At 41.1% G+C, this 13,979-nt stretch carries 15 protein-coding genes; 11 read left to right on the top strand and 4 right to left on the bottom strand.

The window, feature by feature from the left end; genetic code table 11:
• Window positions 1-64 precede the first annotated feature (64 nt).
• On the bottom strand, window positions 65-673 hold the full coding sequence (locus PPBDW_RS12290; protein WP_036796467.1) for a YitT family protein: 609 nt from the start codon (window positions 671-673) through the stop codon (window positions 65-67).
• Window positions 674-1,039: 366 nt separating this feature from the next.
• Here PPBDW_RS12290 and glyA point away from each other — a divergent pair, with 366 nt between their 5' ends.
• From glyA to pgpA, 9 genes are all read left to right on the top strand, one after another.
• Window positions 1,040-2,290, top strand: a complete 1,251-nt coding sequence (gene glyA / locus PPBDW_RS12285; RefSeq protein ID WP_036795811.1) for a serine hydroxymethyltransferase — start codon at window positions 1,040-1,042, stop codon at window positions 2,288-2,290.
• A gap of 217 nt (window positions 2,291-2,507) precedes the next feature.
• The gene (gene nrdR / locus PPBDW_RS12280; protein ID WP_036795808.1) at window positions 2,508-2,957 is read left to right on the top strand and encodes a transcriptional regulator NrdR; all 450 of its coding nucleotides are present in this window, start codon (window positions 2,508-2,510) and stop codon (window positions 2,955-2,957) included.
• A 12-nt stretch (window positions 2,958-2,969) separates the two neighbouring features.
• Window positions 2,970-4,136, top strand: coding sequence for a bifunctional diaminohydroxyphosphoribosylaminopyrimidine deaminase/5-amino-6-(5-phosphoribosylamino)uracil reductase RibD (gene ribD, locus PPBDW_RS12275; protein WP_054262071.1), 1,167 nt, complete (start codon window positions 2,970-2,972; stop codon window positions 4,134-4,136).
• Window positions 4,118-4,774, top strand: coding sequence for a riboflavin synthase (locus PPBDW_RS12270; RefSeq protein ID WP_036795806.1), 657 nt, complete (start codon window positions 4,118-4,120; stop codon window positions 4,772-4,774). Before ribD ends, PPBDW_RS12270 begins: the two co-directional genes overlap by 19 nt.
• A gap of 47 nt (window positions 4,775-4,821) precedes the next feature.
• Window positions 4,822-5,925 (top strand): bifunctional 3,4-dihydroxy-2-butanone-4-phosphate synthase/GTP cyclohydrolase II, encoded by a 1,104-nt coding sequence (gene ribBA / locus PPBDW_RS12265; RefSeq protein WP_036795805.1) that lies wholly within the window; start codon window positions 4,822-4,824, stop codon window positions 5,923-5,925.
• 202 nt (window positions 5,926-6,127) lie between these two features.
• Window positions 6,128-6,598 carry a 6,7-dimethyl-8-ribityllumazine synthase gene (gene ribH, locus PPBDW_RS12260; protein ID WP_036795804.1) on the top strand — a complete coding sequence of 157 codons (471 nt, stop codon included), beginning with the start codon at window positions 6,128-6,130 and terminating at the stop codon, window positions 6,596-6,598.
• On the top strand, window positions 6,598-7,071 hold the full coding sequence (gene nusB, locus PPBDW_RS12255; protein WP_036795802.1) for a transcription antitermination factor NusB: 474 nt from the start codon (window positions 6,598-6,600) through the stop codon (window positions 7,069-7,071). Before ribH ends, nusB begins: the two co-directional genes overlap by 1 nt.
• A gap of 75 nt (window positions 7,072-7,146) precedes the next feature.
• Complete coding sequence (gene thiL, locus PPBDW_RS12250; protein ID WP_036795800.1) at window positions 7,147-8,130, top strand: thiamine-phosphate kinase; 984 nt, start codon at window positions 7,147-7,149, stop codon at window positions 8,128-8,130.
• A 9-nt stretch (window positions 8,131-8,139) separates the two neighbouring features.
• On the top strand, window positions 8,140-8,628 hold the full coding sequence (gene pgpA / locus PPBDW_RS12245) for a phosphatidylglycerophosphatase A (protein ID WP_081045116.1): 489 nt from the start codon (window positions 8,140-8,142) through the stop codon (window positions 8,626-8,628).
• A 90-nt stretch (window positions 8,629-8,718) separates the two neighbouring features.
• Here pgpA and dxs read toward each other — a convergent pair whose 3' ends face one another.
• The 3 genes from dxs to xseB are packed head-to-tail and all read right to left on the bottom strand — an operon-like array spanning window position 8,719 to window position 11,746.
• Entirely contained in the window at window positions 8,719-10,584 is a 1,866-nt protein-coding gene (dxs, locus tag PPBDW_RS12240; RefSeq protein ID WP_036795799.1) for a 1-deoxy-D-xylulose-5-phosphate synthase, read from the bottom strand.
• A 24-nt stretch (window positions 10,585-10,608) separates the two neighbouring features.
• Complete coding sequence (ispA, locus tag PPBDW_RS12235; protein WP_036795798.1) at window positions 10,609-11,511, bottom strand: (2E,6E)-farnesyl diphosphate synthase; 903 nt, start codon at window positions 11,509-11,511, stop codon at window positions 10,609-10,611.
• Window positions 11,501-11,746, bottom strand: coding sequence for an exodeoxyribonuclease VII small subunit (xseB, locus tag PPBDW_RS12230; protein ID WP_036795796.1), 246 nt, complete (start codon window positions 11,744-11,746; stop codon window positions 11,501-11,503). The genes ispA and xseB overlap by 11 nt, the downstream gene beginning before the upstream one ends.
• A gap of 359 nt (window positions 11,747-12,105) precedes the next feature.
• Between xseB and pomA the strand changes: the two genes are divergently transcribed.
• Window positions 12,106-12,867, top strand: a complete 762-nt coding sequence (pomA, locus tag PPBDW_RS12225; RefSeq protein WP_036795795.1) for a flagellar motor protein PomA — start codon at window positions 12,106-12,108, stop codon at window positions 12,865-12,867.
• A gap of 6 nt (window positions 12,868-12,873) precedes the next feature.
• Window positions 12,874-13,788 carry a flagellar motor protein MotB gene (locus PPBDW_RS12220; RefSeq protein WP_419674997.1) on the top strand — a complete coding sequence of 305 codons (915 nt, stop codon included), beginning with the start codon at window positions 12,874-12,876 and terminating at the stop codon, window positions 13,786-13,788.
• Window positions 13,789-13,979: the final 191 nt, after the last annotated feature.

Below are 13,979 nucleotides of genomic sequence, written 5' to 3'. Positions count from 1 at the left end.
TTGTGGTGATTAATCATAATTGAGATTGAATTTGGGGCAGCTAAGCAGCCCCTTTTTTATGGGATTATTTTTTAAGTTGGAGAGTTGCAGTATAGCGTTCAGGCTTGTAATTAATTGCCAATACCATATTGATCATAATCACACCCACAATAGACAGTATTAACAACTCTGGACTGATAAATAGACAAGAAGTAATTAAAATCATGCTATCAATCGCAAGTTGAATTTTACCGGCAGAAATTCCAAATTTATGCTGTAGAAAGAGTACCAACACATTAAAGCCGCCTAGGCTGGTGTGATGACGGAAAAGAATTAACATCCCCACTCCCAGTAATAAGCCTCCAAATACTGCGGCAAAAACAGGGTTAAGTACCTCAATGGTGATCAAGTGCGGTAAAGCATCAACCATCACGGAAACTAAGCCGCCACAAAGAATACTGCTAAGTGCAAACCGTTTACCCATTTGAAACCACGCCATTAAATAAAATGGGCAATTGAGAATAAAATACAACCCCCCTAATGAAATCGGTACAAAGTGACTGACTAACAAAGCTAACCCCGCAGTTCCGCCAGTTAATAAATGGCTTTGTTGGAGTAAAAAAAGTCCTACTGCGGCAAATAATGTCCCGGTAAAAATAGCAATAACGTTTTCATAGCTTGGGTGTTTATTGATGTGCACATTATCCTCCTTGTGATGAATTATGATTGTAAAAGGATTAAGGTGTTAACAATAGTTTGCATGTTAAATTAGTGATTGTGGCGCGTATTTAATTATTTACGCCAATGTAAAATAATTGAGTGGGTTTGCGGTGGCTGTCTACATTAATGCGAGGTAAAAAATAGCGTGTAAAATTTAGTTAAACCATCAAGATAATAAATAAAACATCATTTAGTACTTTCTGATTTAGATCAATTTATGTAAGATGGTCGACAGATAAAAAGTAAAACGAAAACGTTTGCGTCCCCGTGGCGCCTAGGTTTGTTGTTTTTCGTTTTTTACTTAAAATAGTATAAAACTTAGCTGAGTCAGGAGATACAGATGTTAAAGCGCGATATGAACATTGCTGATTATGATGCGGAACTATTTGCAGCTATTCAGGAAGAAACTGCCCGTCAGGAAGAACACATCGAGTTGATTGCTTCTGAAAACTACACTAGTCCACGTGTAATGGAAGCGCAAGGTTCTCAGCTGACAAATAAATATGCTGAAGGTTACCCAGGTAAGCGTTACTACGGTGGTTGTGAGTTTGTTGATAAAGCTGAGCAGCTTGCAATTGATCGTGCTTGTCAGCTATTTGGTGCTGAATATGCAAACGTTCAACCGCATTCAGGCTCTCAAGCGAATAATGCTGTTTACATGGCATTATTGAATGCAGGTGATACTGTATTAGGTATGAGCTTGGCACATGGTGGCCATTTAACGCATGGTTCTCCTGTAAACTTCTCTGGTAAGTTATATAACATCATTCCTTATGGTATTGATGAAAATGGTCAAATTGACTATCAAGAAATGGAAGCTTTAGCGTTAGAGCATAAACCGAAAATGATCATCGGTGGTTTCTCTGCTTATTCTCAAGTTGTTGATTGGGCTAAAATGCGTGAAATCGCTGACAAAGTTGGCGCATATTTCTTTGTTGATATGGCACACGTTGCCGGTCTTATTGCTGCTGGTGTTTATCCAAACCCAGTACCACATGCGCATGTGGTAACAACGACGACCCATAAAACATTAGCAGGTCCGCGTGGTGGTTTAATCCTATCAAGCGAAGGCGAAGATCTTTATAAAAAGCTAAACTCAGCAGTTTTCCCTGGCGGCCAAGGTGGCCCATTAATGCATGTTATCGCAGCAAAAGCGGTTGCATTTAAAGAAGCAATGGAGCCTGAGTTCAAAGTTTACCAAGCAAATGTGGTTGTAAACGCAAAAGCAATGGTTGATGAGTTTATCAAGCGTGGTTATAACATTGTCTCTGGTAGTACTGAAAATCACTTGTTCCTAGTGGACTTGATTGATAAAGGTATTACAGGAAAAGAAGCGGATGCAGCACTAGGTGCAGCTAATATTACTGTTAATAAAAATAGCGTTCCAAATGACCCACGTAGTCCATTTGTAACTTCAGGTATTCGTGTTGGTACGCCTTCAATTACACGTCGTGGTTTTAACGCTGATGATGCACGTCAACTTGCGGGTTGGATGTGTGATGTGTTAGATAACGTCAATGATATTGCGGTTATTGAAGCAACCAAAATGAAAGTACTTGAAATTTGTAAGCGCCTTCCTGTTTACGCATAATGTGGTGATGGTGCGGTGATTTAATCCCCATCATTACACGTCATATAAGGCTTGCCTGTTTATAGGTGAGCCTTTTTTGTTTTATTAATAAAGTAACAATTATAATTATTAATGATGATTGTTACTTTTTAAGCCAATTTATTAGAAAAAAAGGGGTGATAGTCTTATTAAAGTGATGAAATGGGTTACACTGAGTCGATTGAATGTAGGAGGCTAAATGCATTGTCCTTTTTGCGGTGCAAATGACACCAAAGTAATCGATTCCCGATTGGTTGCAGATGGCCACCAAGTGCGCCGACGCCGCCAATGTTTAGCGTGTAATGAACGCTATACTACGTTTGAAACGGCAGAGCTTGTTATGCCTCGCGTAGTTAAAACAAATGGTAACCGTGATCCGTTTAATGAAGATAAATTACGCGGCGGTATTCAACGTGCGTTAGAAAAACGTCCTGTGAGTACTGATGATATTGAACGTGCGATCAATAGCATTAAATCTTGCCTTCGAGCAACGGGTGAACGTGAAGTCCCGTCAGAGATGATAGGTAATTTAGTTATGGAAGCATTAAAAGAATTGGATAAAGTTGCTTATATCCGTTTTGCTTCTGTTTATCGCAGTTTTGAAGATATTCGTGAGTTTGGTGAAGAAATCGCCAAGCTGGAACGTTAAGACTAATAAATAATGACACACACTGATCAACAAATGATGTCGCGAGCGATAGCGCTTGCCAAGCATGGCTGTTATACCACCGCACCTAATCCAAATGTTGGGTGTGTGATTGTCAATGATGGCGACATTGTCGGTGAAGGTTATCATTATCAAGCCGGGCAACCTCATGCTGAAGTGTTTGCCTTACGACAGGCACAGCAGCGTGCACAAGGTGCAACGGTATATGTAACCTTAGAGCCTTGCTCTCACTATGGACGCACGCCACCTTGTGCTGAAGCCTTAATCAATGCCAAGGTCGCACGGGTTGTCTGTGCTATGGTTGATCCTAACCCCGCCGTTGCTGGACGAGGTATTGCCTTATTGCGAGCAGCTGGTATTGAGGTTGATGTCGGTGTCTTAGCATCGCAAGCACAAGCACTCAATCCAGGCTTTATTAAGCAAATGTCACATCAAATGCCGTATGTAGAGCTCAAACTAGCGGCGAGTTTAGATGGACGAACAGCATTAGCTAATGGTGTCAGTAAATGGATAACCGGTCCTAAAGCGCGTGCTGACGTACAACATTTTCGTGCGCAGGCTGGAGCGATCTTATCAACCAGTGCGACGGTTATTGCAGATGATCCTTCACTGAATGTCCGCTGGAGTGAATTAGAAGAGTCAGTACAACAAGCTTACCCTCAATCCGCATTACGTCAGCCTATACGGGTTATTATTGATAGTCAGAATCGACTCACGCCTGAATACCAACTGTTTCATCTTCCGGGAGAGACGATCCTTGCTCGAACTGAAATCGGTACAGAAGCGTGGCCTGATTCAGTACAGCAATGGCAAATCCCCACCCAAACTGATAGTCATCAGCTTGATTTAGTTGTTTTAATGTCGCGGTTGGCAAATTACGGTATTAATCATATTTGGGTTGAAGCTGGCGCTCGTCTGGCTGGAGCATTATTGCAACAGCAGCTAGTTGATAGTTTGATTTTATATCAAGCACCTAAGTTGATGGGCAGTGATAGCCGTGGTTTGATTGATATCACTGGGCTGACAGCAATGTCACAAACACCGCTATTAACGATAACTGATGTTGGTATGATTGATTGTGATATTCGCATTATAGCAACCGTACACAATAATAAATCAAGTAGTGAAATTAAGGGTTTATCATGTTCACTGGAATTATAGAAGCTGTCGGTAAAATATCTGCGCTAACACCTAAAGGTGCTGATGTTTCTGTTACCGTTGATTCAGGATTATTAGATTTAGCTGATGTTAAGTTAGGCGATAGTATTGCCACTAACGGCGTATGTCTCACTGTCGTAAAACTGACGGGTAAAGGTTATGTTGCTGATCTTTCATTAGAAACATTAAACCGTACTGCATTTGCAAATTATAAAGCCGGCCAAGTCGTTAATTTAGAAAAAGCCATGTTAGCAACCACGCGTTTTGGTGGGCATATGGTTTCTGGTCATATTGATGCTGTAGCTGAAGTGATTGAGCGGCAGCATATTGGTCGTGCAATTGAATTTTGGATTAAAGTACCGCCACAGCTTGCAAAATATATTTCAGAGAAAGGTTCGGTGGCTGTCGATGGTATCAGCTTGACGGTGAATGCTGTTCGTGGCAATGAGTTTAAATTAACGATTGTGCCACATACTGCTGCTGAAACGACAATGGCTGATTTCAATGTTGGTCGTAAAATTAACCTTGAGGTTGATGTTATCGCGCGTTACCTTGAACGGTTAATGCTTGGTGAAAAAGCAGCAGAGAAACAATCTAAAGTAACGATGGATTTATTGGCGAGAACAGGGTTTCTCGGTTAAGCATTGCTTTATGGTCAATAAAGCAACATAAGAATAAGGGTAGTATTATGGCTTTAAGTAGTGCAAAAGAAATCATTGATGATATTCGCCAAGGAAAAATGGTTATTTTGATGGATGATGAAGATCGCGAAAATGAAGGCGATCTGATTATTGCATCAGAAAAAATCACTCCTGAAGCCATTAACTTTATGGCAATGTATGGTCGTGGTTTAATTTGCTTAACATTAAGTAAAGCGCGTTGTCAGAAATTGGGCTTACCATTGATGGTTCAAGATAATACTGAACAATTTGGTACACCTTTTACCATTTCTATTGAAGCTGCAACAGGCGTAACAACCGGTATTTCCGCCGCAGATCGTGCCCGCACTGTACAAGCAGCCGTTGCTGCTGATGCGACAGCGGCTAATATTGTAATGCCTGGTCATATCTTTCCATTGATGGCACAAGAAGGCGGCGTACTTACTCGCGCAGGCCATACTGAAGCGGGTTGTGATATTGCGCGTTTAGCAGGTCTTGAACCATCAAGCGTTATTGTAGAGATCTTGAATGAGGATGGCACCATGGCGCGTCGTCCACAATTAGAGATTTTTGCTGAGAAACATGGTCTAAAGCTCGGTACAATTGCTGATCTTATTGAATACCGTAATCACCATGAAACCACCATTGAACGTGTTGGTGAATGTAAGCTCAATACTGAATTTGGTGAGTTTGATATGATCACTTATCGCGATAAGATTGATGATCAAATTCATTATGCGTTGTGTAAAGGTGACATTGAAGCTGATGCTGCGACATTAGTACGTGTGCACTTACAAGACACCTTTAAAGATATTCTACAATCAGGTGCGACTCAGTGGACATTGCCTGCAGCAATGCAACGTATCAGTGCAGAAAATGGGGTACTGGTGATACTGAGTAAGCAAGAATCAACTGATAGTATTATTAACAAAGTTAAAAACATTGCGGCTGAGAAAGAAGGCCGACCACAAGTGAAGATGAGTCCATATAATCCATCACGCCAAGTTGGTGTTGGTTCGCAAATTTTATCTGATCTTGGTATTGGTAAGATGCGTCTATTATCATCAAGCACACAACGTTATCATTCACTGTCAGGTTTTGGCCTTGAAGTCGTTGAATATATTTGCGAATAACGATCTATTTTGACTAACAGCATTTAGGTGTTGAGCATTATTATGATTGATAATGTGTGCTTATTGGTTGGTTCTACAACGAATAAGCAATAAATTTTAACAAATCCTCTGAAACCGACGGTTGTGCGTAGCAGACATATCGTAAAGTGTGTTAGACTCCCGCGGTTTCTCAAACCGGAAAGACATAGTCACAGGAAGGCCCATGAAGGTAATTGAAGGCGCCATCGCGGCACCAAACGCAAAAATTGCTATCGTAATTGCACGCTTTAATAGCTTTATTAACGAAAGTTTACTTTCAGGTGCATTAGATGCGCTGAAACGTCAAGGTCAGGTTAGTGAAGATAATATCACTGTTGTTCGTTGCCCTGGTGCTTATGAACTACCGCTTGTTGCCCAGCAAGTCGCGAAGAGTGATCGCTATGATGCTATCGTAGCATTAGGCTCAGTTATTCGTGGTGGAACACCTCATTTTGACTATGTTGCCGGTGAGTGTAATAAAGGTCTAGCACAAGTTGCACTAGAGTATAATACTCCAGTTGCTTTCGGTGTGTTGACTGTTGATTCTATAGAACAAGCCATTGAGCGTGCCGGTACCAAGGCTGGTAATAAAGGGGCAGAGGCTGCACTAAGCGCGCTCGAAATGGTAAATGTCCTGTCCCAAATCGAATCCTAATGGGGGTTACTGTGAAACCAGCCGCGCGTCGTAATGCACGTCAATTTGCTGTACAAGCAATTTATTCTTGGCAACTTACTAAAGGTAATGTTGCTGATATCGAACAATATTTCCTTTCTGGTGATAAGTTTGAAGAAGAAGAACATCAAGCTGATGCGCCTGTATGTAAAGCGCCTGATACTGATGTTAGCTACTTCCGTGATTTATTTGCAGGTGTTGTATTAAGCCATCAAGAACTTGATAGCAAAATGCGCCCATATTTGTCTCGTCCGCTTCAGGATCTAGACCAGATGGAACTTGCACTACTTCGTCTTGCAATGTACGAGATGGTTAAGCGTGAAGACGTACCATTTAAAGTTGTGATTAACGAAGCAATCGAATTAGCGAAACTCTTCGGTGCTGAAGATAGCCACAAATTCGTCAATGGTGTATTAGATAAAGCTGCACCATCTCTACGTAAAAAAGATAAATAATTTTTTATTGCGTTGAGTAAGATGAAAGAAGTCAGCTTATTAGCTGGCTTTTTTTTATTTAGGGAAAAGAGAACCATGGCAAAAAATGAATTTGATATTATCAAACATTATTTCGCACAGCAGCAATTACATCGCGATGATGTCGCTTTAGCGATAGGTGATGATTGCGCCTTAGTTGATGTACCTGCTGATCATTATATAGCGGTAAGTACTGACTCTTTAGTTGCTGGTACCCACTTTTTAGCCGATGCTGATCCAGCATTGGTTGCTTATAAGGCATTAGCATCTAATTTAAGTGATTTAGCTGCAATGGGTGCAACGCCAGCATGGGTGTCATTAGCGTTAACATTACCTACGATTGATGAAGCGTGGTTAGCGCCTTTTTGCCATAGTTTTTTTGAGTTAGCCAATCAATATAATATTCAATTAATTGGTGGCGATACGACTAAAGGTCCATTGAGTATCACATTAACGGTGCAAGGATTAGTGCCTCGAGGTCAAGCATTAACTCGCAGCGGGGCTCAAGTCGGTGATGATGTTTATGTTACAGGTAACCTTGGCGATAGTGCAGCAGGGTTAGCATTGATATTAAACCAACACCACTGTGATGCCAATTTAGCATCGGTGCTTATTGAACGTCATTTTAAAGCCTCTCCTCGAATTAGTGTCGGCGAGTCTTTACGTGGTATTGCTTCGGCTGCATTGGATATTTCTGATGGTGTGGTTGCAGATGTGAAGCATATTGTTGATAGATCGAAGGTAGCAATTGAGATTGACGTTGAGCAATTACCGTTATCTGCTGAATTGTTAGCATTTTGTGGTGGCGATCGACAACGAGCACAACAGTTGGCATTATCCAGTGGTGAAGAATATGAACTTTGTTTTACCGCCCCTACTGCTAAGCGAGATGCATTAAAAGCTGCTTTAGCGCATACTAATGTTAAATATAGTTGCATTGGTAAAGTGAAGGCGGGTAGCAATCTGTCATTATTACAGCTAGGTAAACCACTGACATGGCAATTATCTGGCTGGGATCATTTTGTCGTTACAAATAACTAAGGTATTCGCGTGAGCACAAATCCAAAAGATTTATTAAAAATGAACAATCCTTGGCATTTATTAGCCACAGGGTTTGGCAGTGGTTTAGCAAAATATATCCCTGGTACCATGGGAACGCTGGCGGCAATTCCTTTATACCTTATTCTGGCCCAATTACCTTTTGGTTGGTATTTAGTCGCAGTATTAGTCGCGGCTATTATCGGGATCCGTATTTGCCATATTACTTCGAGTGATATGAAAGTGCATGATCATGGCAGTATTGTATGGGATGAATTTGTTGGGTTCTGGATCACGATGGCGGTTGCGCCAACGGTATCGTGGAAATGGATCTTAGCGGGTTTTATTCTATTCCGCTTTTTTGACATGCTTAAGCCATGGCCGATCAGTTGGTTAGATAAGCATGTTGAGGGTGGTTTTGGAATCATGATTGACGATGTTTTAGCTGGATTTATGGCGATGATATCATTATGGTTCGTTGGCTACTGGTTAGGCTTTTAAGTCATAAGCACTGATAACGAACAATAAAAAAGCCATGAAGTTAATTTTTCATGGCTTTTTTGACAGTATTATTTGAGCTAATCAAAATACTTACTTGGCAAGATACTCAAGAATTTGTTTCTCAATGCCTGGACCGTCAATTTCTAGCATTTGATGCAGCTCAGCTTGGGTACCTTGTTCGATGAAACGATCAGGTAAACCAATAGTTAATACCGGCTTAATGCATTTCTGTTGCATTAGGAACTCAATTACACCGCTACCAGCACCGCCTGCAATAGCATTTTCTTCGACCGTTACTAACACATCATGGTTAGCGGCTAGTTCAAGAATTAATGCTTCATCAAGTGGCTTAACAAATCGCATGTCTGCCACCGTTGCATTCAAGTTTTCAGCAGCATCTAAGCTATAACCTAGCATTGCACCAAAATTTAAAATCGCAACTTTTTCACCTTGGCGACGGACAATACCTTTACCAATTTCTAATGCTGTCATGGTGTCTTCGACTTCAGTACCGAGACCGCAACCACGCGGATAGCGTACAGCGGTAGGTCCTTGATGCTGATGACCAGTGTAAAGCATTTGGCGACATTCGTTTTCGTCACTTGGTGCCATGATCACCATATTGGGGATGCAGCGCATAAAACTAATATCAAACGCACCTTGGTGAGTTTGACCGTCAGCGCCAACTAATCCTGCGCGATCAATGGCAAACATTACCGGTAAATTCATAATAGCGACATCATGAATTAATTGATCATAGCCACGTTGTAAGAAAGTTGAGTAGATCGCCACAATCGGGTGATAACCACCAATTGCCATACCGCTTGCTAGTGTAACGGCATGCTGTTCGGCAATTGCTACATCAAAATATTGGTCTGGGTACTCTTTTGAAAAGCGTACCATACCTGAGCCTTCACGCATGGCTGGTGTAATCGCCATGAGCTTGTCATCGACAGCTGCCATATCACATAACCAGTCACCAAAGATTTTAGAAAAAGTTGGGCTAGTATTTTTCGCTTTAGGCAGTGGCTTTTCGCTTAAATCAAATTTTGGTACGGCATGGTAATTAATCGGATCGGCTTCTGCGGGCGCATAACCTTTACCTTTTTTAGTCATGATATGCAGAAATTGCGGCCCTTTAAGGTGACGCATATTCTTGAGTGTTTTTACTAACTCATCAATATCATGGCCATCAATTGGGCCGATATAATTAAATCCAAGTTCTTCAAACATCGTACTTGGAACAACCATGCCTTTAATATGTTCTTCAGCACGTTTAACGATTTCTTTAATCGGTGGCGCATTAGACAGTACTTTTTTGCCGCCTTCGCGAATCGATGCGTAAAAGTTACCTGCTAGTAAATGGGCTAAGTGGTTACTTAAGCCGCCAACATTTTCAGAAATTGACATCTCATTGTCATTAAGGATGACTAACATATCGCTATGTATATCACCGGCATGGTTCATGGCTTCAAATGCCATTCCAGCTGTGATTGCACCATCGCCAATAACACTGACAACTTTACGGCCAAGCGCTTCTTTTTCTGCCGCAATTGCCATACCTAAACCGGCACTGATTGAGGTAGATGAATGACCTACTGACAGAACATCGTATTCACTTTCGCCACGCCAAGGAAAAGGATGTAACCCACCTTTTTGGCGAATGGTTGACATCTGATCGCGACGACCAGTTAAAATTTTATGTGGGTAAGCTTGATGACCAACATCCCAGATTACGTGATCAAATGGGGTATTATAGACATAGTGAAGCGCAACGGTCAGTTCAACTGTACCGAGTCCGGAGGCAAAGTGGCCGCTGGTTTGGCTAACCGTCTTGAGCAAATAAGTACGTAACTCATCACAGACTTGAGGTAGACTTTCAGCGGGCAATAATCGTAATTCATCTGGCGTGTTAGCTAATGCGAGATGCGGGTATTTTGATATATCCAAAGTCATAACAGTTCGGCGCTTTTACTGATTTTAGTTGTTGCGCTCGATAACATATCGGGCAAAAACTTCCAATTGATAGGTATTGTAAGGTATTGCTGCTAATGCTTGTAGCGCTTCTTGATAAAGTTGTTGTGCTTTTTGTTGCGCACCTTCTAACCCAAGTAAAGCGGGGTAGGTACTTTTATCAAGCTCAAGATCTGAACCTTGAGGCTTGCCTAGCGTTTCAGTGTCGCTGATTACATCTAAAATGTCATCTTGAACTTGAAATGCGAGGCCAATGGCATCGGCATACTTGTCTAGCTGTGGCAGAATTTGACGTCCTTTTTCACCTGCTGCCAGTGCACCTAAGCGAACCGCACAACGGATCAAGGCGCCTGTTTTATGTTTATGAATTAATTCTAGTTGCTCAAGTCCAACATGTTGGCCTTCAGCTTCTAAATCGAGAGCTTGTCCAAGACACATTCCTGCAGCGCCAGATGCTTGTGCTAATTCACTGACCATTGCTATACGTTGTTGATGTCCTTCTGGACTCAAGCGGCCTTGGGCAATAATTTCAAAAGCTAATGTTTGTAGGGCATCACCAGCTAAAATAGCCATGGCTTCATCAAATGCTATATGACAAGTAGGCTGACCGCGGCGTAAAGCATCGTTATCCATTGCTGGTAAATCATCATGAATTAATGAATACGCATGAATGCATTCAACAGCAGCGGCGGCGGTATCGAGATCGTCATAATCGACCCCAAGCATTTCACCAGTTACATATGTTAGGTAAGGGCGCGCACGTTTTCCACCCAGCAGAGTACCATGCTTCATCGCTTTTAGCAGGGTTTGCTCTGAAAAAGGCTGTTTTGTTAACCAATTAATTAAGCATTGGTTGTTACGTTGTTGCAGCGTTTTAAGTGTCTGCGATAGCGATACACTATTCGTCATGGCTTGGCTCAAAGTCAGTTAGTGGCGCATTATCATCTGCGCGTAATAAAATTTCTACTCGTTGTTCTGCTTGAGTTAACTTTAATTGACTGTTACGAGCTAATGAAATACCACGTTCAAATTTCTTTAGCGCATCTTCTAATGGGATATCACCTGATTCTAGTTCATTGACAATGGCATCTAGCTCATCAAGTGCGGCTTCGAATGCCATATTTTCTGGTTTTTTTGCTGCCATATCATTTTCACTCTTATCTAAGTGCAAGAAAAATAACGTAGTGACTATCTAAGGTCAAATTATGTCACAGTAATCTGTGCCACAGACAGTAATTTTCATAGTTGGGATCAATAAATATCACTCAATGATAGAAATAAAACCCTAAATGAAACGTAATTATGGCCGATAAAGAGTTAGCTTGCGGTAGGTAGCGCTATTGATCTTTTATCCTATAGATCGCAATGTTTTATTTTATAAGGCGATTATGGTGTTGCTGTTTGATGAACCGTTAATATTATCCTTATAAATTCTTGTTCTATGTTAACTGGCTGTTAGATCGTTAACGTAATAATTATCAACGGCAGTTAAGGAGATTTTGCGTGGATTTGGCAACTCTTATCGGATTATTTGGTGCATTCGCTTTTATTTTAATGGCAATGTTGGTAGGGGGCGATTTGGTGATGTTTGCCGATGCCTCCTCAGTTTTTATTGTTATTGGCGGTAGTTTGTTTGTTGTCCTGATGAAATACAATATTCATCAGTTTTTTGGCGCGGCTAAAATTGCAGCTAAAGCGTTTATGTTTAAAACCGATAAACCTGATGATCTGATCGCTCAAATTGTCACTATGGCTGATTCTGCGCGTAAAGGCGGTTTTTTAGCATTAGAAGAAATGGAAGTGGGGAATCCTTTTTTACGTAAAGGTATTGATTTACTGGTTGATGGTCATGATGCCGATACTGTGCGGATGATGTTAAGAAAAGACATTGCTTTAACTAATGAGCGCCATGAACAGGGCGCAAGTATTTTTTCATCACTCGGTGATGTTGCACCTGCAATGGGAATGATAGGTACGCTAATTGGTTTGGTGGCAATGCTGTCAAATATGGATGACCCTAAATCGATAGGCCCTGCGATGGCTGTGGCATTGTTGACCACATTATATGGTTCTATCTTGGCTAATATGGTGGCATTACCTATCGCTGATAAACTGATGCTGCGTAAAAATGAAGAACGTTTGAATAGGTTGTTGATTCTTGATGGCGTACTTGCAATTCAAGAAGGACAAAATCCGCGGGTGATAGATAGTTATTTAAAAAATTATCTGCATGAGAAAAAACGTCGATTAAATTTTGATGAATAAGAGCTAATGATGGATTCTTTACCACCAAAATATAAAAAAGGCTCCCCACCATGGATGGCGACATTTGCTGATCTGGCAACGCTATTGATGTGTTTTTTTGTGTTGTTATTGTCATTTTCTGAAATGGATGTACTGAAATTTAAACAAATTGCCGGCTCAATGAAATATGCATTTGGGGTTCAAAATGTACTGGATGTTAACGATATACCGAAAGGCACCAGTGTTATTGCTCAAGAATTTCGTCCTGGTCGCCCCGAGCCGACTCCTATTGAAGTGATCATGCAGCAGACAATAGATATGACCAAGCGCTCCTTAGATTTTCATGATGGAGTATCAGAGCGTGAAGGTGGATCGCGTAAAGACACGGTTACATTAGATGGTGGTAAAAATGATAATACCGACCTTGAACAAAGCGACCAGCAACAGCAAGCTCAATCACAAGATCAGATCACTCAAGTATTAACTCAAGCATTAGCGCGAGAGATCACTGACGATACCGTAGAGATTGAATCGTTTGGTCAACAATTGGTGATTCGCATTAAAGAAAAAGGCGCTTTCCCTGAAGGTTCTGCATTTTTACAACCTAAATTTATACCACTTATTCAACAAATTACAGAGTTAGTGAAAGATGTGCCAGGTATCATTCGTATTAGTGGTCATACAGATAATCAACCGCTAGATTCCGAACTTTATCGTTCAAATTGGGATATCTCATCTCAACGAGCGGTGTCTGTCGCTCAGACGATGGAACAAGTAAAAGGTTTTAATCATCAACGGATGCGTGTTGTTGGCATGGCAGATACTGCACCGATTGCTGATAATAAAACCATTGAGGGGCGTAGTCGTAATCGACGGGTTGAGATTTCAATTGTACAAGGTAAACCTTACTATTCGAAAGAAGTCAGTACTGATAACAACTAATCGTTGAATTTTTTGATGGGATATTTGCTGGTTGGCATGATTGTGACTAAGGTAAACACAACATAAATGCCAATAATAATCGCGCGCCACAGTAAGATAAGTGATGCTGTTAGCATATCCTTGTTTCAGTGGCAGACACCTTGCTGTATAATTTGCGCCTTTAATTCCGTTTGGTACTTTATTCTGTTTGG

The sequence above is a fragment of the Photobacterium kishitanii genome (assembly GCF_000613045.3).
Classification (GTDB): domain Bacteria; phylum Pseudomonadota; class Gammaproteobacteria; order Enterobacterales; family Vibrionaceae; genus Photobacterium; species Photobacterium kishitanii.
The sequence above is the reverse complement of the archived record's forward strand: the minus strand, read 5'-3'. Positions and strand labels throughout refer to the sequence as shown.

Excerpts from the sequence above, each read along its gene's own strand:
- glyA (WP_036795811.1), top strand. The coding sequence starts at position 1,040 with ATGTTAAAGCGCGATATGAACATTGCTGATTATGATGCGGAACTATTT.
- nrdR (WP_036795808.1), top strand. The coding sequence starts at position 2,508 with ATGCATTGTCCTTTTTGCGGTGCAAATGACACCAAAGTAATCGATTCC.
- ribD (WP_054262071.1), top strand. The coding sequence starts at position 2,970 with ATGACACACACTGATCAACAAATGATGTCGCGAGCGATAGCGCTTGCC.
- PPBDW_RS12270 (WP_036795806.1), top strand. The coding sequence starts at position 4,118 with ATGTTCACTGGAATTATAGAAGCTGTCGGTAAAATATCTGCGCTAACA.
- ribBA (WP_036795805.1), top strand. The coding sequence starts at position 4,822 with ATGGCTTTAAGTAGTGCAAAAGAAATCATTGATGATATTCGCCAAGGA.
- ribH (WP_036795804.1), top strand. The coding sequence starts at position 6,128 with ATGAAGGTAATTGAAGGCGCCATCGCGGCACCAAACGCAAAAATTGCT.
- nusB (WP_036795802.1), top strand. The coding sequence starts at position 6,598 with ATGGGGGTTACTGTGAAACCAGCCGCGCGTCGTAATGCACGTCAATTT.
- thiL (WP_036795800.1), top strand. The coding sequence starts at position 7,147 with ATGGCAAAAAATGAATTTGATATTATCAAACATTATTTCGCACAGCAG.
- dxs (WP_036795799.1), bottom strand. The coding sequence starts at position 10,584 with ATGACTTTGGATATATCAAAATACCCGCATCTCGCATTAGCTAACACG.
- ispA (WP_036795798.1), bottom strand. The coding sequence starts at position 11,511 with ATGACGAATAGTGTATCGCTATCGCAGACACTTAAAACGCTGCAACAA.
- xseB (WP_036795796.1), bottom strand. The coding sequence starts at position 11,746 with ATGGCAGCAAAAAAACCAGAAAATATGGCATTCGAAGCCGCACTTGAT.
- PPBDW_RS12220 (WP_419674997.1), top strand. The coding sequence starts at position 12,874 with ATGATGGATTCTTTACCACCAAAATATAAAAAAGGCTCCCCACCATGG.